We start from the raw sequence: 22,080 nt of genomic DNA, 5'->3' as shown, positions 1-22,080 counted from the left end.
CTAGAGCGCGCCCTTCGTCGACGGGAGGATTCCGGCGGCGCGCGGGTCACGCTCGGAGGCGTACCGCAGGGCGCGCGCGAGGGCCTTGAACTGGCACTCCACGATGTGGTGCGCGTTGCGGCCGTAGGGCACGTGGATGTGCATCGCGATCTGTGCCTGGGCGACGAAGGACTCGAAGATGTGCCGGGTCATCGTCGTGTCGTACTCGCCGATCATCGGCGCCATGTTCTCGGGCTCGGTGTGCACGAGGTACGGGCGGCCGCTCAGGTCCACCGTCACCTGGGCGAGGGACTCGTCGAGCGGGACCGTGCAGTTGCCGAAGCGGTAGATGCCGACCTTGTCGCCGAGGGCCTGCTTGAAGGCGGCGCCCAGGGCGAGCGCGGTGTCCTCGATGGTGTGGTGGCTGTCGATGTGCAGGTCGCCCTCGGTCTTCACCGTGAGGTCGAAGAGGCCGTGGCGGCCGAGCTGGTCGAGCATGTGGTCGTAGAAGCCGACCCCGGTCGACACGTCGACCTTTCCGGTGCCGTCCAGGTCGATCTCGACGAGGACGGAGGTCTCCTTGGTGGTGCGCTCCACGCGCCCGACGCGACTCATGCGCTCTGCTCCTGCTCCTTCTTGAGTTCGCGTACCGCATCGAGGAACGCGTCGTTTTCTTCCGGGGTACCGGCGGTGACCCGCAGCCAGCCGGGCACGCCGTTGTCCCGCACCAGGACGCCTCGGTCGAGGATCTTCTGCCAGACGTCGTGGGCGGCGCCCTCGCCGTCGAAGCGGCCGAACTGCACGAAGTTCGCGTCGGACGCGGTGACTTCGTACCCCATCGACCAGAGTTCACGGACGAGGCGGTCGCGCTCCTGCTTGAGCTGGTCCACGTACGCGAGGAGCGTGTCCGTGTGTTCCAGGGCGGCGAGCGCGGTGGCCTGGGTGACGGCGGAGAGGTGGTACGGCAGCCGCACCAGCTGCACCGCGTCCACCACCGCCGGGTCGGCGGCGAGGTAGCCGAGGCGCAGACCGGCCGCGCCGAAGGCCTTGGACATGGTGCGGGAGACGACGAGATTCGGCCGACCTTCGAGCAGCGGGAGCAGCGAGGCCCCGTGGCTGAACTCGACGTACGCCTCGTCCACCACGACCAGGGACGGCTTGGCCGCCTGCGCCGCGTCGTAGAGCGCGAGGACGGTGTCGGCCGGGACGGCGGTGCCCGTGGGGTTGTTGGGCGAGGTGATGAAGACGACGTCGGGCCGGTTCTCGGCGATGGCCTTCTCGGCGAGCTCGGTGTCGATCGTGAAGTCGTCGTTGCGCGGCCCGGAGATCCAGCCGGTGCCGGTGCCGCGGGAGATCAGCGAGTGCATCGAGTACGAGGGCTCGAAGCCGATCGCCGTACGGCCCGGTCCGCCGAAGGTCTGAAGCAGCTGCTGGAGCACTTCGTTGGAGCCGTTGGCCGCCCAGACGTGCGCGGCCGTGACCTCGTACCCGCCGGTGCGGGTGAGGTAGCGGGCCAGTTCGGTGCGCAGCTCGACCGCGTCCCGGTCCGGGTAGCGGTTCAGCTCGCGGGCGGCCTCGCGCACCCGCTCGGCGATCCGCTCGACCAGCGGCTCGGGCAGCGGGTACGGGTTCTCGTTGGTGTTGAGCCGGACGGGCACGTCCAACTGGGGAGCGCCGTACGGGGACTTGCCGCGGAGCTCTTCGCGGATGGGGAGGTCGTCGATCCTGGTCACTTGGTCCCCGTCACCTCCTGGCCCGGAACCTTCCACTCGAACCTCGCCTTGATCGCGGCACCGTGCGCCGGCAGGTCCTCGGCCTCGGCGAGCGTCACCACGTGGTGGGCGACGTCGGCCAGGGCGTCCCGCGTGTAGTCCACGATGTGGATGCCGCGCAGGAAGGACTGGACGGACAGGCCGGACGAGTGGCAGGCGCAACCGCCGGTCGGGAGCACGTGGTTGGAGCCCGCGCAGTAGTCGCCGAGCGAGACCGGCGCCCAGGGACCGATGAAGATCGCGCCGGCGTTCTTGACGCGTCCGGCCACGGCGGTGGCGTCGGCGGTCTGAATCTCCAGGTGCTCGGCGCCGTACGCGTCGACCACGCGCAGGCCCTCCTCCAGGCCGTCGACCAGGACGATCGCGGACTGCCTGCCGGCCAGGGCGGGCTTGATCCGGTCCTCGATGTGCTTGGTGGCCGCGACCTGCGGCTCCAGCTCCTTCTCGACGGCGTCGGCGAGCGCGATCGAGTCGGTGACGAGGACGGCGGCGGCCATCGGGTCGTGCTCGGCCTGGCTGATCAGGTCGGAGGCGACGTGGGCCGGGTCGGCGGTGTCGTCCGCGAGGATCGCGATCTCGGTCGGTCCGGCCTCGGCGTCGATGCCGATACGGCCGGTGAAGTAGCGCTTGGCGGCGGCCACCCAGATGTTGCCGGGGCCGGTCACCATGTTCGCCGGGGCGCAGCCGTCGGGTCCCGGGGTGCCGTACGCGAACATCGCCACGGCCTGGGCGCCGCCCACCGCGTACACCTCGTCGATGCCGAGGAGGGCGCAGGCGGCGAGGATCGTCGGGTGCGGGAGTCCGTCGAACTCCTTCTGGGGCGGGGACGCGAGCGCCATCGACTCGACGCCCGCCTCCTGTGCCGGGACCGCGTTCATGATCACGGAGGACGGGTAGACGGAGCGGCCGCCCGGTGCGTACAGGCCGACGCGCTCGACCGGCACCCACTTCTCGGTGACCGTGCCGCCGGGCACGACCTGCGTGGTGTGCGGGGCGCGGCGCTGCTCGCGGTGGACGATGCGGGCGCGCCTGATGGACTCCTCGAGGGCGGCGCGCACCTCGGGGTCGAGTTCGGCGAGCGCCTTGGCGAGGGCCTCGGCCGGGACGCGGACCCGGTCGAGCTTGACTCCGTCGAACTTCTCCGCGTAGTCGATCAGCGCCGCGGTGCCACGATGATGCACGTCCTCGCAGATGGGCCGCACCTTGTCCAGGGCGGCCGCGACGTCGAACTCGGCACGGGGCAGCAGGTCGCGCAGGGCGCCACCCTCGGGGAGGGAGTCACCGCGCAGATCGATTCGGGAGATCACGGAACCAATTATCGCAGACGGCCCGAGGGGGCGATCGCCCGTATCAATGGCTGATACAAGCCCCTGGTCGGCGATGGGACGCGCATAAGGGCTCCCCGGAAGATCGGCTTCACCGCTAGCGTTCGGGTCGTCACGCAGCGGGCATCACGGCTGTGCACAGCGGGCATCACGGCTGTACGGGGGCACGTGCCGGGGGCGGACATTCACGGGGAGGAAGTTCAGCAGTGGTCGACGGGCAGCACACGGACATGCCGGACGGCCTGACCGCGGCCGAGATCGGCATGTGGCAGGCCTTCCAGAACGGCAGCAGATACGACCTGTCCAGCGGCGACCAGGACGTGGACGACCCGCACGGCGGCCACCCCTGGGGCCCTGAGCGCAGCGTGCGCGCGCGGGTGATCTGCCTGCTGATGCTGGACGGGCCGCCGCCGCTGCCCGGCCGGGTCGCGTCGATCAAGCTGACCGGCGTGCAGATCACGGGGACGCTGGACGTCGCGGGCGGCACGGTCGAGCCGTATGTGGAGATGAAGGCCTGCCGGTTCGAGAAGGAGATCGTGCTGCCGGAGAGCCACTTCTCCACGCTGCGCCTGGTGGACTGCTCGATCCCGCGGTTCGAGGCGGCCCGCCTGCACACCGAAGGCGATCTGCATCTGCCGCGCTGCCATGTGCACCGCGGCATCCGCCTCACCGACGCCCAGATCGGTACGGACCTGCTCCTGAACCAGGCCGTGGTACACCGCGACCGCCGCGGCCGCACGCTCACCGGTGACGGGCTCACGGTCGGCCAGGACTTCCAGGCCGAACTGATGGACTCGCACGGCGAGATGAGCCTGCGCGGCGCCCAGATCGGGGTCTCCCTGAGCCTGCGCGGCAGCCGGCTGCTCAACCCGTACGGCAGCAAGGCCCTGAACGCCCCGCAGCTGACCGTGGAGCGCACGCTGTACATGACGCCCGCCGCGGCCTCCAATCCGCCGCTGACCGGTGGTTCGACCCCGGCGCGCGGGGTGCGGGTGCAGAAGTTCGAGTGCCAGGGCGGGATCCGGCTCGACGACGGCCGGTTCGGGGACGCCCTCGACCTGGAGCAGGCCCGCTTCCAGATGGAGAGCGAGCAGGAGCTGTCGCTGCGCCGCATCCAGGTACCCGAGCTGCGCTTCCTGGGCGAGAAGATGGCGCGGGGCAGTGTGGTCCTCTCCGGCGCGAAGATAGTCAACCTGGTCGACAAGTCGACGAGTTGGCCGGGCCCGGGCCAGCTGAGGGTCGGCGGTTTCACGTACGAGAACCTCGTCCCGCGCGGCAGCTTCCCGCTCGCCCGGCGCCTGGAGTGGGTGCTCTCGGCGACGCCGGAGTACAGCCCGGAGCCGTACGAGAAGCTCGCGACGGTGCTGCGCAACAGCGGCGAGGACGCCGACGCCCGCGAGGTGCTGCTCGCCAAGCAGCGCCGCCGCCGCGAGACCCTGCCGCTCGCGGGCAAGCTGTGGGGGTACGCGCAGGACTGGACGGTGGCGTACGGCTACCGGCCGGGCCGGGCCGCGGTGTGGATGGCGCTGCTGTGGGCGCTGGGCGCGATCGCGTTCAAGCAGTACGAGCCGCCCGCCCTGAAGCCCGGCGAGGGCCCGGAGTGGAACCCCTCGCTGTACGCCCTCGACCTGCTCGTCCCGGTGATCAACCTGGGCCAGGACGGCTACTGGCGGGTGGAGGACCACTGGCAGTGGGCGGCGGCGGCGCTCGTCCTGCTGGGCTGGATCCTGGCGACGACGGTGGCGGCGGGTGCGTCACGGCTACTGCGGCGCGGCTAGGGCTTCCCCAGGGGCCTGTCCGGCGGGACCGTGCGCCCGTACGGGCTTCGCGGCCGAACCGTTACCCGGCCGCGCACAACCTCGCGGTCCGTGGAGCCGTCCACTCCTGCGCAAGCACCAGGTGCAAGGGAGGGCCTCACGCCATGGCTCTGTTCCGTGCCGTGATCGGCACGGCCCGGATGGTCCGGCACGCGCCGCGCCTCGCGGCGGATCTGCCGGCCGACGACGCGGTGCTCCTCGACGCGCCCGACGACCGCCTCGCCCCGGCCCTGCTCGCCGCGGGGCACGGGGAGTACGACGTGGCCGCGAAGCTGCTCGCCGGAACCCGGGAGGCCGCCGAGTGGGAGAACCGGGACCGGTATCTGCTCCGGCTCGCCACGTTCGCGCAGGCCCGCGGCGACTGGTTCGAGGCCTGGCAGTGCGCCGCGCCGCACGACCCGGACGCCCTCCTCGTCAAGGCCGAACTCGCGGTCCGGCACGCCTGGGAGTCCCCGGCCCGCGCCGAGCTGCTCCGCGAGGCGGCACCGCTGATCACGGCCGCCGCGGAGGCCGATCCGCGCGACCCGGTGCCCTGGCGCATCGCCCTCGACCACGCGCGCGGCCGCGGGGCGTCGCGCACCGGGTTCAACGCACTGTGGGCCCAGGCGGTGCGCCGCTCGCCGCACCACTACGGCTGTCACGCGGCGGCGCTGCAGTACCTCTCGGCGTCCTGGTACGGCTCGCACCGCGAGTGCCTGGACTTCGCCGAGCGGGCGGCGGCCGACGCGCTGCCGGGCTCGCTGGTGCGGGCGCTGCCGGTGCGGGGCGCGTTCGCGTATCTGTCGGGGCCTGGCCGGTCCTCGGTGCCCGCGGGCCGGCTGCACGCGGCGGCTGACTGCGCGATCGAGCTGTCGGCGGCGTACGAGGCGGGCGACCCGTACCCGGCGGAGGTGCGCAATCTGCTCGCGTACGTCCTGGTCCGCCTGGAGCGGTGGAGCGATGCCCTGGAGCAGCTGCGGCTCATCGGGCCGTACGCGACGTCGTTCCCGTGGGACCGGATCTCCGAGGATCCGCTCGGCCAGTTCCTCGAACTGCGCGACGGCGTACGCCTGGAGGTGGCCGCCGCGACCCCGCTGCGCGCAGGCCGCCCGCGCGCGCAGCGCAGGTCCGGAGGAATCCGCTCTGGGCGGACCCGCTCCGGGCGAGCTTGAGCGGCCATTAGGCTTGTCCGTCGTGACCACCGTCCGGCTTCCGCTCTTTCCGCTGAACACCGTGCTGTTCCCGGGACTCGTGCTGCCTCTGAACGTCTTCGAGGAGCGCTACCGCGCGATGATGCGCGATCTCGTCAAGGCCTCGCCCGAGGACTCCGACGAGCCGCGCAGGTTCGTCGTCGTCGCCATCCGCGACGGCCACGAGGTGGCGCCGGCCGAGCCGGGCATGCCCGACGCGACCGCGGTGCCCGAGCGCGGCTCCGCCGCGGGCTTCGGGCCCGATCCGCTGAAGTCGTTCCACAAGATCGGCTGCATCGCGGACGCCGCGACCGTACGGGAGCGCGCCGACGGCAGCTTCGAGGTCCTGGCCACCGGCACCACCCGGGTCCGGCTGCACTCCGTGGACGCCTCGGGCCCGTATCTGACGGCCGAGCTGGAGGAGCTGGAGGAGGATCCGGGCGAGGAGGCGGGGGCGCTCGCCGAGGGCGTGCTCCGCGCCTTCCGGAACTACCAGAAGCGGCTCGCGGGCGCCCGCGAGCGCTCCCTCTCCACGGGCGCGGAGCTGCCGGACGAGCCGTCGGTGGTCTCGTACCTGGTCGCCGCCGCGGCGGTCCTCGACACCCCGACCAAGCAGCGCCTCCTGCAGGCCCCGGACACCGCGTCCCGGCTGCGGGACGAGCTGAAACTCCTTCGCGCGGAGACCGCGGTGATCCGTAACCTGCCGTCGCTGCCCGCCGTCGACCTGACGCGCGGGCCGACGAGCATGAACTGACCGCGTACGCGCAGGCGAGGGCCCGATGGCGAAGAAGTCCAAGAGCAAGCAGCAGCAGTCCGGCGGCACCCCGGCGACGGTGGCCCTCACCGAGGCGGGCGTCCCCTTCACGGTGCACGCCTACGAGCACGACCCGGCCCACCCGTCGTACGGCGCGGAGGCGGCCGAGGCGATGGGCGTCTCCCCCGACCGCGTCTTCAAGACCCTGGTGGCCGACGTGGACGGCGCGCTGACCGTCGCCGTGGTCCCGGTCGCGGGCTCGCTTGACCTGAAGGCGCTGGCCGCGGCGGTCGGAGGCAAGCGCGCCGCGATGGCCGACCCGGCGGCGGCGGAGCGCACCACGGGCTACGTCCGCGGCGGCATCTCCCCGCTCGGCCAGCGCAAGCGCCTGCCCACGGTCCTGGACGACTCGGCCTCCGGGCACGCCACGATCTGCGTCTCGGCGGGCCGCCGCGGCCTGGAGGTGGAGCTGTCCCCGGACGACCTGGCGAAACTGACGGGGGCTGTGGTGGCCCCGATCGGCCGGGCCTGACCTTCCGGTTCAGTCGGTACGCGTTCCCTGCGCGCCGTGGTCCGGCGGGTACCGGTGGGCGTCGCCCGACTCGGCCGGCCAGCCGTGGTACGGGCCGACGGTGAACTCGGGGTCGCGCGGGCCGAACAGGGCGGTGAGGCCGAGGTGCACGGCGAGAGCGGCGATCGGCCAGGCGAGCAGGGAGCCGAGGGAGTTCAGCTCCAGGGGCGCGTCGAAGGCGACACCGGGGCCGACCTCCTTGGCGCGGGCCACCACGTCGTCGCCGGGTCCGAGCAGCAGCCCGAGCCGCCAGGCGACGACCGACGCGAGCAGACCGCCGAGCGCGAGCCCGACCACCAGCGGGACGCCGCCGCGCCTGCGAAGCAGGAACACCACGATCCCGCTGACCAGGCCGAAGCCGAGCGCGAGCAGGATGAACGTGCCGTCGGCGCCGATCGCCTGCTCGCCCTCGATCTCCTTGAGGAACACGGCCTTCTCGTCGGCGACCAGCGGCACCCGCGGCGCGAGCTGCCCCCACAGCAGGCCGAGCAGCGCACCGGAGACCGTGAGGACCACCGCGACGAGCGCCGCCTGGATCAGTTCCCGCTGCAGTCCGGGCCCGTCGTCCTCGGGGACCGGCGGTGCGGCGTCGTGCGACGGGGGCGTGCCCCAGGGGTCGTGGGCGGAGGGCTGGTGGGGAGGTGTGTGCGGTGCGGTCACCCTGCCATCGTGCCAGGCCCTCCGGGTGGCGGCGGCCCCGGGCCGATGATGATCCGCCTCAGCGGACGGCGGCCTTCCGGTACGCCCAGGTCGCGACCGCGAGCGAGAGCACACCGACGCCCGCGCACACCGCGAGGTCGAGGCCGACGGCGGTCCAGTCGGGGTGCGCGTCGAAGGTCCGGGCGAAGGCCTCCACGCCGTACGTCGAGGGCAGCAGGTCGCGCCCGTACTGCAGCAGGAGCGGCATCCGCTCGGCCGGGAGCACGCCCAGGAGCAGCGCCGCCGACATGCCCAACTGGCCGAGCAGCGTGGCCAGTTCGGGCCGCGGCGCGAGCAGGCCGAGGGCCGCGCCGAGCCCGGCGAGCGCGGCGCCCGCGAGCGGGATGACCGCCACGAGCACCCATACGTGCGTGAGCGGAAGCCCGAAGAGGAGACTCCCCACGACGGCCGTGACGAGCGTGCCGGGCACGGTGAACGAGGCGTACGCACCGGCCGCGCCGAGGACGACGGCGGCGGGCGGCACGGGCAGCGTCGCGTAGTGGTCGAGCCCGCCCTGGGCGCGCAGCTGGCCGAAGTACTGGGCGAGCAGGTTGAGCGCGACGAAGGCCACGACGAGCACCGCGGACCCGGCGACCACGGCCCGCGCCTCCTGCCCGCCGTCGACGACGCCGCGCATCAGGACCATGATCCCCACGGACTGGAAGGTCGCGACGAAGAGCAGCGGGATACGGGCGACGCGCGCCCGGGACAGCTGGGCCCGGTAGACAGCGCCCAGCGCGGGCAGCAGGCGCGCGGGCGGGGCGAGCGGGGCCTCGGGCAGGGCGGCCACCGGGTCGACGGCCCGCCCGGCCCCCGTACCCCTCTCCGTCTCGTACACCGTCACACCTTCACCAAACCCTTCGTACGCCCGCCGAGCGCGAGGTACACGTCCTCAAGGCTCGGCGTGGCCAGTGTGAAGTCGTCGAGCGCCGCGAAGGCCCTGCCGCCGGTGACCGCGGCGACCGCGGCGCGGGCCTCGTCGGGGGCGAGCCGCAGCGTCCAGCGCCGCCCGGTCTCCTCGGCGGAGGCGTGCAGGGCCGCGACCTCGGGGACGTCGAGCGGGGCGCTCTCGCGCCAGACGAGGTCGAGCCGGACCTCGCCGGCGACCGCGCTCTTGAGGCCCGAGGGGGTGTCGCAGGCGATGACGCGGCCCTGTTCGAGCACGGCGACCCGGTCGAGTACGGTCTCCGCCTCGATGACGTTGTGGGTGACGAGCAGCACGGTCGTGCCGCGTTCGGCCCGGCGCCGGTCGACGGCGGCCCACACGGCGCGCCGGGCCACCGGGTCCATGCCGGTGGTCGGCTCGTCGAGGACGAGCAGCGGCCGCTCGCCGACCAGGGCGGCGGCGAAGCAGGCGAGGCGCCGCTGGCCGCCGGAGAGCTTCTTCAGGGGGCGCCCGGCGAGCGGGGCGAGGCCGAGCTCGTCGAGGACGTCGTCGCGTTCGGCGCGGGCGGCGCGCAGGTCGAGGCCGCGCAGCCGTCCGGTGGTCTCGGCGGCGAGGGCCACTGTCAGCTCGTCGAGCGCGGTGGACTCCTGGCCGAGGTACGCGAGCAGCCGCGCGGCCCGCTCGGGGTGGCGCACGATGTCGTGCCCGAGGATCCGCACACTCCCGGAGTCGGGCCGCATCAGCCCGGTGAGCTGTCGTACGAGGGTGGATTTGCCGGCGCCGTTGGGGCCGAGGAGGCCGAAGATCTCGCCGCGGCGGACGGTGAGTGTGACGGCGTCGGTGGCGCGCACGGCGGGTGTCGCGGGGGAACCACGGCGCCCGCGCGCGGCGGGGTACGTCTTGACCAGCTCACGCGTCTCGCACACGGTCTCGTCGCCGTGTGCACGGTCGTTCGGGTGGCCGGTGCGCGTACTCACGAGGGACGAGACTACGGGACCGGCCCTGCACGGGTCGCCCCGGGACGCCCACTGCGCCGCCGGGCGGCCGCTCCCGCCGAAGGGCCGACCCGCTGTACCGATGCGGCCGGGCTACTCCGCCGTGGGCGCGGGCGCCGCCGCGTTCACGTCGACCTCACGCCAGAACCCGGCCCGAATCGCGTACCGGTCGTGCTCGTCGATCTGGTCGTCCTTGTGCGCGAGGAGGCCGAACCGGGCGGCGTAGCGCAGGAGTTCGCCGTCGATGCGGTGCGGGATGCGCGGATACATGCCGGAGAGCCCCCGCACCTCGGCGGACTCGGGCAGCCGGGCCATCCAGCGGCGGGCGAAGACCTGCCCCACCTCGAAGGGGTCACCGCCGACGGTGGTGATGTCCTCCTCGCGGTCCGCCCAGCGCTGTTCGGCGGTGGTGAGCTGAGCGAGCGTGGGCAGCGCCGCGACGTCGGAGGGCTCGCCGGGGCCGCCGGACCGGTCGATCCAGCCCTTGTCGGAGGACCAGCGCAGGGTGGCGTTGGGCTGCTCCTTGCCGGCCGGGGCGCCGGGGCCGTGCAGCGCGGCGAGGTCCTTGGGGGTGGGTACGCCGGGCTTGGCCGGGGTGCGCTCGGGCCCGGGGTGCTCGGCGGCCCGGGCGGCGGCGGGACCGGCGTGGCTGCCGTTCTGCGGGGTGGCGGGTTCCTGGGGGGCGTGCTCGGCGAGCGCGGACTCGGGCAGCGGCGCGGAGAGGATCGCGGCGATCTCCGGGCGGGGCGCGGGCTGCGGCGCGCAGACCCCGGTGACCTCCTTCGCGCGTACGGCCTGGGTGATCCAGGCGCGGTCGAGCACGCGGCGCTCGTCGGCCTCGGCGACCAGGTCCTCGGACTGGTTGTAGTCCCCGTCGGCGGCCTGCACGGCCCAGAGGTGGACGGCGACGCCGTGTTCTTTGGCGGACATCAGCCCGGGCAGCAGATCGCCGTCACCGGTGACCAGGACGACGTCGGAGCAGGCCCGGTTGCGGGCGAGTTCGGTCAGCTCGGCGTGCATCGCGGCGTCCACGCCCTTCTGCGCCCAGCGCCCGTCGCTGCGGGTCAGGGCGCCGAGCCGGACGGTGACGCGGGGCATCACACGGAGCCTGCGGTGCTCGGGCTGCGGTACGCGGTCGGGGGCGCCGTCGAACCAGTAGATCCGCAGCAGGGGGCGCTCGGTCTCGGTCTCGGCACGTTCGCGGAGGGCCTGGATGAGGGCGGGATGGTCGACGGTGATCCGTGACCTTGAGGGCTCCTTGGCGAGAAGACTCGCGGCGGCACCGAGCAGATATCCGGCGTCCACCAGGACGACGCAGCGGTCCACGCTTCCACCCTCTTTCCCTGAGGCTCCCGACTGCGGGAATCGGGGGCGGGTTCGGTTCGGGTTGTCTTTCGAGTCTGCCCGACCGCACAGGGGTTGACGTCCCGAACTCGATCTTCGGCGTGGCGTTTCCGCAAGTTCGGCGCGCGCTTTCTCCGGATCGGTTAAGAGGCGCGGCAATTACGCACGGTAATCCTCTGACATGCGCGCTATGTCGGCGTATGTGAATCTGAATCCGGCCCTGGCCCCTAGATCCCCTTCAGGAGGCAGATCACCATGGCCAAGAACAAGAATCGCCAGCAGGCGGCCCAGCGGACGCAGCCGAGCCGCGGTCAGCAGCAACCCTCGGAGCGCGGCGCGGAACACCAGGTGCAGTCAGACGTGCAGAGCGAGGCTCCGAGCCCGTCGAACCTGGCCGAGCGTGGCAAGCGACAGAAGAAGTTCGGCCACAACTGACCCGGGCGGTAAGCCACTTGACACTGGCGACGAAGGGCGCGTCCTTTTCAGGGCGCGCCCTTCGCGTACGCATCAATTCCAGCCGTATGACAGGGAATTACGCCTGCCACGCATGCCTAACCGGCCAGGCACTGGGGGCCGAGCAGCACCTTGAGGTCGCCGAAGAGCGCCGGATCGGGCTGCACGCGGTGCTTGTCGAGCCGGAGCACGGTGGTCTTGCGGGCGCCGACGAGCTTGATGCGCACCTCGGAGTTGCCCTTGTGGTGGCTGAGCACCTCGCCGAGGCGGCTGACCATCGGCGGGGTGACCCTGACCGTCGGGATGGTGATGAGGACGGGGGCGTTGGTGCCGGCGTTCGACAGGTCCGGGACCTGCATCTCCATGGCGACCAGGCGCGGCACGTCCTCGCGCTTGTCGAGCCGGCCCTTGACGAACACCACGGCGTCCTCGACGAGTTGGGTCGACACCAGCTGGTACGTCGCCGGGAAGAACATGCACTCGATGGAGCCCGCGAGGTCCTCGACGGTGGCGATCGCCCAGGCGTTGCCCTGCTTGGTCATCTTGCGCTGGAGGCCCGAGATGATGCCGCCGATGGTGACGATCGAGCCGTCGGAGAAGTCACCGCCGGTGAGCTGCCCGATCCCGGCGTCCGCCTTGTCGGAGAGCACATGCTCCAGGCCGAAGAGGGGGTGGTCCGAGACATACAGACCGAGCATCTCCCGTTCCTGCGCGAGGAGATACGTCTTCTCCCACTCGTCCTCGGAGAACTCCACGTCGAGCCCGAAGCCCGGCTCGTCACCGCCCGATTCGTCGCCCATCCCGCCGAAGAGGTCGAACTGGCCCTCGGCCTCCTTGCGCTTGACCGCGACGACGTTGTCGATCATCGGTTCGTACTGCGCGGTGAGGCCCTTGCGGGTGTGGTGCATGGTGTCGAACGCGCCCGCCTTGATGAGCGATTCGGTGGTGCGCTTGTTGCAGGCGGTGGCCTCGACCTTGTCGAGGTAGTCGGGGAAGGAACTGAACTTCCCCTTGGCCTTGCGGGAGCGGATGATCGACTCGACGACGTTGGTGCCGACGTTGCGGACCGCCTCCAGGCCGAAGAGGATCACGTCGTCCCCCTGGGCCGCGAAGTTGTGCACCGACTCGTTGACGTTCGGCGGGAGCACCTTGATGCCCATGCGGCGGCACTCGTTGAGATAGACGGCCGACTTGTCCTTGTCGTCCTTCACCGAGGTGAGCAGCGCCGCCATGTACTCGGCGGGGTGGTTCGCCTTGAGGTACGCCGTCCAGTAGGTGACCAGGCCGTACGCGGAGGAGTGGGCCTTGTTGAACGCGTATCCGGCGAAGGGGACCAGGACGTCCCAGAGGGCCTGGATGGCCGCGTCGGAGAAGCCCTTCTTGCGGGCACCGGCCTGGAAGAGGACGAAGTTCTTCTCCAGTTCCTCGGGCTTCTTCTTGCCCATCACGCGGCGGAGCACGTCGGCCTCGCCGAGCGAGTATCCGGCGATGATCTGGGCGGCCTTCTGCACCTGCTCCTGGTACACGATCAGGCCGTAGGTGAGACCCAGGGTCTCCTTCAGGGGCTCCTCGAGCTCCGGGTGGATCGGGGTGATCTCCTGGCGGCCGTTCTTCCGCTCCGCGTAGTTGATATGCGAGTTCATGCCCATCGGGCCCGGCCGGTACAGGGCCGAGACGGCGGAAATGTCCTCGAAGTTGTCAGGCTGCATCTGGCGGAGCAGCGAACGCATCGGGCCGCCGTCGAACTGGAAGACGCCGAGGGTGTCACCGCGGCAGAGGAGTTCGAAGGTCTTCGGGTCGTCGAGCGGGAGGTTGAGCATCTCCAGGTCGATGCCCTTGTCGGCCCGCACCATCTTGACGGCGTCGTCCATGATGGTGAGGTTGCGCAGGCCCAGGAAGTCCATCTTGAGCAGGCCGAGCGACTCGCACTGCGGGTAGTCCCACTGCGTGATCGTCACGCCGTCGGTGTGCCGCGTCCAGAGCGGGGCGTGCTCGACGATCGGCTCGCTGGACATGATCACGCCGGCCGCGTGCACACCCATCTGCCGGACCAGGCCCTCCACACCCTTCGCGGTGTCGATGACCTTCTTGACGTCCGGTTCGTTCTCGTACATCCCCCGGATCTCGCCCGCCTCGCTGTAGCGCGGGTGCTTGGGGTCGGTGATGCCGGAGAGGTCGATGCCCTTGCCGAGGACGTCGGCGGGCATGGCCTTGGTGAGGCGGTCACCCATCGCGTACGGATATCCGAGCACGCGCGCGGAGTCCTTGATGGCGTTCTTCGCCTTGATCTTTCCGTACGTGCCGATCATGGCGACCTTGTCGGAGCCGTACTTCTCCGTCACGTACCTGATCACCTCGACGCGCCTGCGCTCGTCGAAGTCGATGTCGACATCGGGCATGGAGATGCGCTCGGGGTTGAGGAACCGCTCGAAGATCAGGCCGTGCGTGATCGGGTCGAGGTCGGTGATGCCCATCGCGTACGCCACGATCGAGCCGGCCGCGGAGCCTCGGCCCGGGCCCACCGCGATGCCCTGGTTCTTCGCCCACATGATGAAGTCGGCGACGACCAGGAAGTATCCCGGGAAGCCCATCGAGATGATGGTGTCCATCTCGTACTCGGCCTGCTTCTGGCGGTCCTCGGGGACGCCGCCCGGGTAGCGGCGGTTCATGCCGACCCGGACCTCCTCCTGGAACCAGGTGACCTCCGTGAAGCCGTCCGGGATGTCGAACTTCGGCATGAGGTCGCGCTTCTCGAACATGCCCGTGGTGTCGATCTGCTCGGCCACCAGGAGCGTGTTGCGGCAGCCCTCCTGCCAGGCGTCCGAGGAGTCGATGGCGTACATCTCGTCGGTCGTCTTCAGGTAGTAACCCGTGCCGTCGAAGCGGAAGCGGTCCGGGTCGGAGAGGTTCTTGCCGGTCTGGATGCAGAGCAGGGCGTCGTGGGCCGTCGACTCGTGCGCGTAGGTGTAGTGCGAGTCGTTCGTCACCAGGGGCGGGATGCCGAGCTTCTTGCCGACCTCAAGGAGGCCGTCGCGGACCCGGCGCTCGATCTCGATGCCGTGGTCCATCAGCTCCAGGAAATACCGGTCCTTGCCGAAGATGTCCTGGTACTCGGAGGCGGCCTTCAGGGCCTCGTCGAACTGGCCGAGGCGCAGCCGGGTCTGGAGCTCGCCGGAGGGGCAGCCGGTGGAGGCGATCAGGCCCTCCGACCACTGGGCGATGGTCTCCTTGTCCATGCGGGGCCACTTCTGCAGCCAGCCCTCGGCGTACGCGTCCGAGGAGAGCTTGAAGAGGTTGTGCAGGCCCGTGCTGTTCGCCGCCCAGATCGTCTTGTGGGTGTAACCACCCGAACCCGAGACGTCGTCCCGCTTCTGGTGCGGCTGGCCCCACTGGATCTTCCGCTTGTACTGCCGGGACTGGGGCGCGACGTACGCCTCGATGCCGATGATCGGGGTGACCCCGGCCTTCTTCGCGGAGTGGAAGAAGTCATACGCACCGTGGAGGTTGCCGTGGTCCGTCATGGCGACATGGGTCATGCCCATCTCGTTGCAGGCGTTGAACATGTCCTTCAGCCGCGCCGCGCCGTCGAGCAGCGAGTACTGGGTGTGGACGTGCAGGTGCGTGAAGGGCGGCCTGGACGAGGCGGTCACGGTGGAAGACCTCCGGAAGAACTCACGGCGACGTAGTGGGGGGACAGCGCTGAAGTCTACGTCCGGGGACTGACAACCCGCGGGCACTCACGAGTAGCTTCGTGCGTTGTAAGGGACGGAACACCTGTCCCAAATGTCATGCACCAGGAGGCACCCAGCGATGTCGGTCCCCGAGCTCAGCGCCGAGCAGCGCGGCGAGCAGATCCTCGCCGTCTTCGACACCGCGTTCGGCGAGCTCCTCGCCGCCGATCCGGCCGCCTTCCGCGTGAAGTTCCGCAAGATGGCTTCCAGCGCCTTCGCCTTCTACCGCGGCACGGCGTGCCTCTTCTACCACGACCAGGAGCGCGAGCAGCACGGCGGCCCGTACCTCGACGACCGCACGGGCAAGGTGTGGATCCACGGCGATCTGCACGCCGAGAACTTCGGTACGTACATGGACTCCCAGGGCCGCCTGATCTTCAACGTCAACGACTTCGACGAGGCGTACGTCGGCCCCTTCACCTGGGACCTGAAGCGGTTCGCCGCCTCCGTCGCGCTGATCGGGTACTCCAAGGCGCTCTCCGACGAGCAGATCACCGACCTGGTGCGGACGTACGCGAGCGCCTACCGCGAGCGGATCCACGCGCTCGCGACCGGCGCGAAGGACGACGAGGTGCCGCCCTTCACCCTGGACACGGCCGAGGGGCCGCTGCTCGGCGCGCTGCGCTCGGCCCGCTCGCTGACCCGGTTCGGACTGCTCGAGTCGATGACGGAGATCCGGGACTTCGAGCGCCGGTTCTCGGCGGGCGGCGGCGCGATCGAGCTGGACGCCGCCACGCGGTACAAGGTCCTGGCCGCCTTCGACGGGTACCTGGAGACGCTGCCCGAGTCGTCCCTGTCCCGCCCCGACTCGTACCGCGTGAAGGACGTGGTGGGGCGGCGCGGGATCGGGATCGGCTCGGCGGGGCTGCCCTCGTACAACATCCTGCTTGAGGGCAATTCCGACGCCCTGGAGAACGACGTCGTGATCTATCTCAAGCAGGCGCAGACCCCGGCGGTCTCGCGGCACCTCACGGACCCGGCGGTCCGTGAGTACTTCCAGCACGAGGGCCACCGCACGGTGATCTCGCAGCGCGCCCTTCAGGCGCACGCCGACCCGTGGCTGGGCTGGACGGAGCTGGACGGCTCGGGCCAGCTGGTCGCCGAGGTGTCGCCGTACGCGGTGGACCTGGACTGGTCGGACATCGACGAGGCGGACGAGATCGCCGCCGTGATCGCCGACCTGGGGCGGGCCACGGCCACGATGCACGCGGCCGCGGACGACGAGAGCGGGCACTCCGAGCTGGTGCCGTTCTCCACGGAGCGGGCGATCGACGCGGCCATCGCGGCCGACGAGAACGGCTTCGGCGACCTCCTCGTGGAGTTCGCGCACGGGTACGGGGCGCGGGCCCGCCGGGACCACCAGATCTTCGTGGACCTGTTCCGCAACGGCCGGATCCCGGGGCTCTGAACCTCAGGGAGCGTTCACAGGAAATCTTGAAGGGGGGCTTACACCGAGGCATGGCAGACTTTCGCGCCATGGACATATCCGGGTCGCAGCTTCGCGCGGCGCGGGCAGCGCTCTTCACGGCGGTCGTCGTGACGCTGTCCGCCGCCTCGCACGTGCTGCTGTCCGGGGTGCCGCTGCCGCTGACCACGGTCGCCGGGGTGAGCGCGGTCGTCTTCGCGCTCGCCTATCTGCTCGCCGGTCGTGAGCGCGGCTTCTGGCGGATCGCCGCGCTTCTGGTGCCCCTGGAGCTGGCCGCGGACACGGTGTTCACGGCCGGCCAGCATGTCTGTTACGGCGCGGCGGGCGGCCCGGTCGCCGGTCCGCTGCGCTCCTTCGGTTTCGACGTCCTGTGTGTCGGGGACGGGGTGGGCGCCACCCTGGCGCGGGCCGCTGGCGGCGGACAGCACCAGGCCGCCGGACTGCTCGCCTCCCCTGATCCGGCCGCGGCCTGGCTGCTGCTCGCCGCGCACGTCGGCCTGGGGCTCGTCGCCGCGGCCTGGCTGCGGCGCGGCGAGAGCGCCCTGGCGCAGCTCCTGCGCGCGGCCGCGTCGCTCGCCTTCCGGCCGCTGCTCGTCGCGGTGGCCTCCTTCGCCGTACGCATCGAACCGGTGCGGCGGGCCCGTGTGTGGGCGCATCAGATCCGTATCCCGCGCGCGTGGCTCGTCGCGCACTCCGTGAACCGGCGTGGACCGCCGTGCCAGGCCCCTGTTTTCGCCTGAGCACGAGCACCAGCGGCAACACCAGCACCAAACACCAGCTGGACCACCCCACACCACGTCACGTACGGAGACAGATCATGAGCAAGCGCAACAGCCAGGCGGCGAAGACGGCGGCCCGCGAGCGGCTGCGGGCCGAGCGGGAGCGGCAGGCCAAGAAGGACAAGGTCCGTCGGCAGGTGATCGTCGGCGTGAGCATCGTCGGCGTCCTGGCCGTGGCCGGCGGCGTCGGCTGGGCCGTGATGCAGGCGAGCAAGCCGTCCGCGTGGGAGGCCGCCGAGACGGCGAAGGTCGTCGCGCCCGCCAACACCTCGGGCAAGAACGGCACCACGGTCGTGATCGGCGAGGACAGCGCGAAGAAGACCCTGGAGATGTACGAGGACCCGCGCTGCCCGATCTGCGCCACGTTCGAGCAGGGCGTGGGCAAGACGATCGAGAAGGACGTCGAGGACGGCAAGTACAAGGTCAAGTTCGTCGGCGCCTCGTTCATCGACAACGCCGCACAGGGCGAGGGCTCCAAGAACGCCCTGAGCGCGCTCGGCGCCGCCCTGAACGTCAGCCCCGAGGCCTTCCTCCAGTTCAAGTCGGCGCTCTACTCCGCCGAGCACCACCCGGAGGAGTCGGACGACAAGTTCAAGGACGACTCCGCACTGATCGAGATCGCGAACGACGTCCCGGAGCTCAAGGGCAACGCGAAGTTCGAGAAGGCCCTCGAGGACGGCACCTACGACCGGTGGGCTCTTGAGATGTCGGCCGTGTTCCAGAAGAGCGGTGTGGAGGGCACGCCGACGCTGAAGATGGACGGCAAGAAGCTGGAGGCCGAGTTCCCCGACGGCCAGAAGGGGACGCCGATGACGGCCGAGCAGTTCACGAAGACGATCGACGCGGCGCTGAAGGGCTGAGGGCCTGATGGCCTGAGGGGCTGAGTCTGCGGACCGTCTGTCTGCGGACCGTCTGAACGAGCAGGGAAAGAGCGGGCGAACTTTCGGAGTTCGTCCGCTCTTTGTTCATACCGGTCAGTAATCTGACCGTTCGTGACCAGTAAACTCCCCCGCCAGATCGCCAGCCAGATCACGGGCCCCTCGGCCTCAACTCCCAAGCGCCGCACGGTCGTCAAGGCCGCCGCCACCGCGGTCGTCGTACCTCTCGCGGCCGCCCCGCTCGCCCACGCCGCCGAGAACGGCCCGGCCTTCCTGCACGGCGTGGCGTCCGGCGATCCGCTGCCCGACGGGGTCCTGCTCTGGACCCGCGTGACGCCGACCGCCGAGGCCGTGCCCGGGTCGGGCAACGGGCCCGACACGACGGTGCGTTGGGAGATATCCGAGGACCGGAACTTCAGCCGGCTCGCGGCCAGCGGTTCCGTCACCGCGCGTGCGGCGTCCGACCACACGGTGAAGGCCGATGTAAGGGGCCTGCGCCCTGCGACCGACTATTACTTCCGCTTCACGGCGGGCAGCGCGGCCTCCTCCGAGGGCTCCCCCACCGACTCCCCCACCGGCTCCGCCGCCGTCTCCCCAGCCGTCTCCCCCGTCGGCCGCACCCGCACCACCCCGGCGCACGAGGCGACGGCTCCCAACGTCCGCTTCGGCGTGGTCTCCTGCGCCAACTGGGAGGCCGGCTGGTTCTCCGCGTACCGCCATCTCGCCGACCGCCCCGACCTGGACGCGGTCCTCCACCTCGGCGACTACCTCTACGAGTACGCCTCCGGCGGCTACCCCGTCGACGAGGACGTGCTGCGGCAGCACGAGCCGAAGCACGAGATCCTCTCGCTCGCCGACTACCGCACCCGGCACGGCAACTACAAGACCGACCCCGACCTCCAGGCCCTGCACGCCCGCCACCCCGTCATCGCGATCTGGGACGACCACGAGATCGCCAACGACACCTGGTCGGGCGGCGCCGAGAACCACACGCCGGGCACCGAGGGCGACTGGTCGGCACGCCAAGCCGCCGCCAAGCAGGCCTACTTCGAGTGGATGCCGGTCCGCCCCGCCACCGAGGGCACCGTCTACCGCCGCGTCCGGTACGGCAAGCTGGCCGATCTGCACCTGCTCGACCTGCGCTCCTTCCGCTCCCAGCAGACGACGGTCGGCAACGGCGACGTGGACGACCCCGAGCGCACCCTCACCGGCCGCGCCCAGCTCGACTGGCTCAAGCAGGGGCTCGCCGCCTCGCAGGCGCGGTGGAAGCTGGTCGGCACCTCGGTGATGATCTCGCCGGTGGCCTTCGGCTCCGTACCGGCCCATCTCCTCGGCCCGCTCGCGGAGTTGCTCGGGCTGCCGAAGGAGGGGATCGCGATCAACGTCGACCAGTGGGACGGCTACACCGACGACCGCAGGGAGCTCCTGGCCCACCTCACGGACCGGGGCATCCGCGACACCGTCTTCCTCACCGGTGACATCCATATGGCCTGGGCGAACGACGTGCCGGTGAAGGCCGCCACGTACCCGCTGTCGCAGAGCGCCGCCACCGAGTTCGTCGTCACCTCGGTGACTTCGGACAACCTGGACGACATCCTGAAGGTCGACCCGCAGACCGTGTCCCTCGTCGCGGCCGGCGCGGTCAAGGCCGCCAACCGGCACGTGAAGTGGCTCGACATGGACTCGCACGGCTACGGCGTCCTGGACGTCACCGCGGAGCGCTCGCAGATGGACTACTACGCGCTGTCCGACAAGGCCGACCCGCGGGCCACCTCGTCCTGGCTCCGCTCATACCGCACACTTTCGGGCACACAGCGGGTGGAGCGGGCCCAGCAGCCCGTACGCTGACCCGCATGAACGGGGACGGGGGCGCGGCCCGCAACAGAGTCGTCGACGGGCGCTTCGAGCTGATCGAGCGGCTCGGCAGCGGAGGCATGGGCACCGTGTGGCGGGCGCGCGACACGGCGCTGCACCGCGAGGTGGCCCTGAAGGAGGTCCGCTCCCCCGACCCGGCCCTGTCCCCGGACGCGGACCGGGTGCTGCGCGAGCGGGTGCTCCGGGAGGCCCGCGCGCTCGCCCGGCTCAGCCATCCGCACGTGGTGACGATCCACCACATCGTGGACGCGCCGGCGGACGGTCACCCGTGGCTCGTCATGGAGCTGCTGCCCGGCCACACCCTCCAGGACCGGCTCGCCCAGGGCCCGTTGGGTCCGCGGGAGGCCGCCCGCCTCGGCCGCCAGGTGCTGTCCGCGCTGCGCGCCGCGCACGCCGCCGGCATCCAGCACCGGGACGTGAAGCCCGCCAACGTGATGCTGCGGGCGGACGGCAGCGCGGTCCTCACCGACTTCGGCATCGCCGCCCTCCAGGGCACGTCCGCCCTGACCGCCACCGGCGACCTGATCGGCTCCCCCGAGTACATCGCCCCGGAACGCATCCGCGGCACCGATGACGACCCGGCCTCCGACCTCTGGTCCCTCGGCCTCGTCCTGTACGTCGCGGTGGAGGGCGTGAGTCCGATGCGCCGGGCCACCACGCTCGCCACCCTGGCCGCGGTGCTCGACGAGCCCGTGCCGCCGCCGGTCCGCTCGGGCCCGCTGGCGCCGGTCCTGTCCGCCCTGCTCGTACGGGACCCGGCGGCGCGGCCCGGCGCCGTCCAGTTGGACGCGATGCTGGCGCGGGCCGAGTCCGGCGAGCCGCCGCTGTGGGCGGCGCAGCCGACCCAGACCTCGTACGCGCCGACGCCTCCCCCGCCGCCCACGGCCCTGGACAGTCCGCGCCCGGCGGCGCCCGGCCATCCCGTGCCGGTGCCGGGCCCCTACGCCGCCGTGCCTGCACAGGCGCCGACACGGCAGCAACAGCCCCCGGGCCGCTCCCGTACGCCCGTGATCGTGACGGTGATCGCGGTGGCCGTCGCCCTGGTCGTCGGCGCCGGTGTGCTGTTCGCGCTGCGCGGCGGCGGTGGCGGTGAACGGACCGAGGGCGGCGGGGGCCCGAAGCCGACCCGTACCTCCGGACCCGGCCCCTCCAAGTCGACCGGACCCGGCCCCTCCAAGTCCCCCGGCGGCGGGTCCGGTCCGGACCGCGGCGAGGAACCGACGCCGACGCGGGAACCCAGCCGGACGCAGAAGCCTCCGGCGGCCGGGAGCTGGGTCGCCCAGCTCTTCTCGGAGCCGGTCTCCACGGGTACGGCGGCCCGCGACAGGCGCCTCGCGAACATCCGCCAGACCGTGCCCGGGGCCCGCTACGTCCGCAGCGACAACTACGCGTCCCTGAAGCCGGGTTACTGGGTGATCTACGCGCCGGGCCCGTTCGCCGGCGGCCGGGCCGCGCTCAACCACTGCGCGACCCTCGGCCGGACCAGCCCGAACACCTGCGTCGGCCGGTACCTGAGCCACGACCGCGCGGACTTCCCGCTGCAGTGCCGCCCACCGGCCGCGAACCCGACGGGCCGCTGCACGCGCGACTGAGGCGCGGACCCGCAAAGATCGGGCAGACGCCCCCA

18 protein-coding genes are annotated in these 22,080 nt (G+C 71.5%); 10 read left to right on the top strand and 8 right to left on the bottom strand.

The annotated features are described in order from the left end of the window. Genes hisB through hisD form a run of 3 tightly spaced genes read right to left on the bottom strand, consistent with a single transcriptional unit; the run spans position 1 to position 3,058 of the window. The gene (hisB, locus tag RCO28_RS03425; protein WP_282516216.1) at positions 1–594 is read right to left on the bottom strand and encodes an imidazoleglycerol-phosphate dehydratase HisB; all 594 of its coding nucleotides are present in this window, start codon (positions 592–594) and stop codon (positions 1–3) included. Then, positions 591–1,712, bottom strand: a complete 1,122-nt coding sequence (locus tag RCO28_RS03420) for a histidinol-phosphate transaminase (RefSeq protein WP_308939387.1) — start codon at positions 1,710–1,712, stop codon at positions 591–593. Before RCO28_RS03420 ends, hisB begins: the two co-directional genes overlap by 4 nt. Then, entirely contained in the window at positions 1,709–3,058 is a 1,350-nt protein-coding gene (hisD, locus tag RCO28_RS03415; protein ID WP_308939386.1) for a histidinol dehydrogenase, read from the bottom strand. The genes RCO28_RS03420 and hisD overlap by 4 nt, the downstream gene beginning before the upstream one ends. 248 nt (positions 3,059–3,306) lie before the next feature. On the opposite strand from hisD, the gene RCO28_RS03410 reads away from it, so the two are divergent. From RCO28_RS03410 to ybaK, 4 genes are all read left to right on the top strand, one after another. Then, complete coding sequence (locus RCO28_RS03410) at positions 3,307–4,854, top strand: oxidoreductase (RefSeq protein ID WP_308939690.1); 1,548 nt, start codon at positions 3,307–3,309, stop codon at positions 4,852–4,854. A gap of 143 nt (positions 4,855–4,997) precedes the next feature. After that, on the top strand, positions 4,998–6,044 hold the full coding sequence (locus RCO28_RS03405) for a hypothetical protein (protein ID WP_308939385.1): 1,047 nt from the start codon (positions 4,998–5,000) through the stop codon (positions 6,042–6,044). 22 nt (positions 6,045–6,066) lie between these two features. Continuing rightward, the gene (locus tag RCO28_RS03400; RefSeq protein WP_308939384.1) at positions 6,067–6,816 is read left to right on the top strand and encodes an LON peptidase substrate-binding domain-containing protein; all 750 of its coding nucleotides are present in this window, start codon (positions 6,067–6,069) and stop codon (positions 6,814–6,816) included. Between the two features lie 25 nt (positions 6,817–6,841). Further along, positions 6,842–7,348 (top strand): Cys-tRNA(Pro) deacylase, encoded by a 507-nt coding sequence (gene ybaK / locus RCO28_RS03395; RefSeq protein WP_308939383.1) that lies wholly within the window; start codon positions 6,842–6,844, stop codon positions 7,346–7,348. 9 nt (positions 7,349–7,357) lie between these two features. On the opposite strand, the gene RCO28_RS03390 is transcribed toward ybaK, so the two are convergent. The 4 genes from RCO28_RS03390 to RCO28_RS03375 all read right to left on the bottom strand — a co-directional run bounded on the left by RCO28_RS03390 (position 7,358) and on the right by RCO28_RS03375 (position 11,293). Continuing rightward, a complete protein-coding gene (locus RCO28_RS03390; protein WP_308939382.1) occupies positions 7,358–8,047 on the bottom strand; it encodes a hypothetical protein in 690 nt (229 codons plus the stop codon). Between the two features lie 58 nt (positions 8,048–8,105). Continuing rightward, entirely contained in the window at positions 8,106–8,876 is a 771-nt protein-coding gene (locus tag RCO28_RS03385; protein WP_308939689.1) for an ABC transporter permease, read from the bottom strand. A gap of 50 nt (positions 8,877–8,926) precedes the next feature. After that, positions 8,927–9,898: an ABC transporter ATP-binding protein gene (locus tag RCO28_RS03380; protein WP_308939688.1), complete on the bottom strand. Its 972-nt coding sequence runs from the start codon at positions 9,896–9,898 to the stop codon at positions 8,927–8,929. 162 nt (positions 9,899–10,060) lie between these two features. Then, on the bottom strand, positions 10,061–11,293 hold the full coding sequence (locus tag RCO28_RS03375; RefSeq protein WP_308939381.1) for an NYN domain-containing protein: 1,233 nt from the start codon (positions 11,291–11,293) through the stop codon (positions 10,061–10,063). Between the two features lie 273 nt (positions 11,294–11,566). Here RCO28_RS03375 and RCO28_RS03370 point away from each other — a divergent pair, with 273 nt between their 5' ends. Then, positions 11,567–11,746, top strand: coding sequence for a hypothetical protein (locus RCO28_RS03370; RefSeq protein ID WP_308939380.1), 180 nt, complete (start codon positions 11,567–11,569; stop codon positions 11,744–11,746). A 116-nt stretch (positions 11,747–11,862) separates the two neighbouring features. Here the strand turns inward: RCO28_RS03370 and dnaE are convergent, their stop codons facing one another. Next, positions 11,863–15,414, bottom strand: a complete 3,552-nt coding sequence (gene dnaE / locus RCO28_RS03365; RefSeq protein ID WP_308939379.1) for a DNA polymerase III subunit alpha — start codon at positions 15,412–15,414, stop codon at positions 11,863–11,865. A gap of 160 nt (positions 15,415–15,574) precedes the next feature. Here dnaE and RCO28_RS03360 point away from each other — a divergent pair, with 160 nt between their 5' ends. The 5 genes from RCO28_RS03360 to RCO28_RS03340 all read left to right on the top strand — a co-directional run bounded on the left by RCO28_RS03360 (position 15,575) and on the right by RCO28_RS03340 (position 22,045). Continuing rightward, positions 15,575–16,903, top strand: a complete 1,329-nt coding sequence (locus RCO28_RS03360; protein WP_308939378.1) for a DUF2252 domain-containing protein — start codon at positions 15,575–15,577, stop codon at positions 16,901–16,903. 68 nt (positions 16,904–16,971) lie between these two features. After that, positions 16,972–17,661: a hypothetical protein gene (locus tag RCO28_RS03355; protein WP_308939687.1), complete on the top strand. Its 690-nt coding sequence runs from the start codon at positions 16,972–16,974 to the stop codon at positions 17,659–17,661. A 77-nt stretch (positions 17,662–17,738) separates the two neighbouring features. Next, positions 17,739–18,560 carry a DsbA family protein gene (locus RCO28_RS03350; protein WP_308939377.1) on the top strand — a complete coding sequence of 274 codons (822 nt, stop codon included), beginning with the start codon at positions 17,739–17,741 and terminating at the stop codon, positions 18,558–18,560. A gap of 132 nt (positions 18,561–18,692) precedes the next feature. After that, entirely contained in the window at positions 18,693–20,426 is a 1,734-nt protein-coding gene (locus RCO28_RS03345; protein ID WP_308939376.1) for an alkaline phosphatase D family protein, read from the top strand. A gap of 5 nt (positions 20,427–20,431) precedes the next feature. After that, complete coding sequence (locus RCO28_RS03340; protein ID WP_308939375.1) at positions 20,432–22,045, top strand: serine/threonine-protein kinase; 1,614 nt, start codon at positions 20,432–20,434, stop codon at positions 22,043–22,045. Positions 22,046–22,080: the final 35 nt, after the last annotated feature.

Source organism: Streptomyces sp. LHD-70, from assembly GCF_031157275.1.
Lineage (GTDB): Bacteria > Actinomycetota > Actinomycetes > Streptomycetales > Streptomycetaceae > Streptomyces.
Note: the sequence above shows the minus strand (reverse complement) of the source record. Positions and strands in the feature narration are given on the sequence as shown.

Coding starts and splice junctions, on each gene's coding strand:
- hisB (WP_282516216.1), bottom strand. CDS start 594: ATGAGTCGCGTCGGGCGCGTGGAGCGCACCACCAAGGAGACCTCCGTC.
- RCO28_RS03410 (WP_308939690.1), top strand. CDS start 3,307: ATGCCGGACGGCCTGACCGCGGCCGAGATCGGCATGTGGCAGGCCTTC.
- RCO28_RS03405 (WP_308939385.1), top strand. CDS start 4,998: ATGGCTCTGTTCCGTGCCGTGATCGGCACGGCCCGGATGGTCCGGCAC.
- ybaK (WP_308939383.1), top strand. CDS start 6,842: ATGGCGAAGAAGTCCAAGAGCAAGCAGCAGCAGTCCGGCGGCACCCCG.
- RCO28_RS03370 (WP_308939380.1), top strand. CDS start 11,567: ATGGCCAAGAACAAGAATCGCCAGCAGGCGGCCCAGCGGACGCAGCCG.
- RCO28_RS03360 (WP_308939378.1), top strand. CDS start 15,575: ATGTCGGTCCCCGAGCTCAGCGCCGAGCAGCGCGGCGAGCAGATCCTC.
- RCO28_RS03355 (WP_308939687.1), top strand. CDS start 16,972: ATGGACATATCCGGGTCGCAGCTTCGCGCGGCGCGGGCAGCGCTCTTC.
- RCO28_RS03350 (WP_308939377.1), top strand. CDS start 17,739: ATGAGCAAGCGCAACAGCCAGGCGGCGAAGACGGCGGCCCGCGAGCGG.
- RCO28_RS03340 (WP_308939375.1), top strand. CDS start 20,432: ATGAACGGGGACGGGGGCGCGGCCCGCAACAGAGTCGTCGACGGGCGC.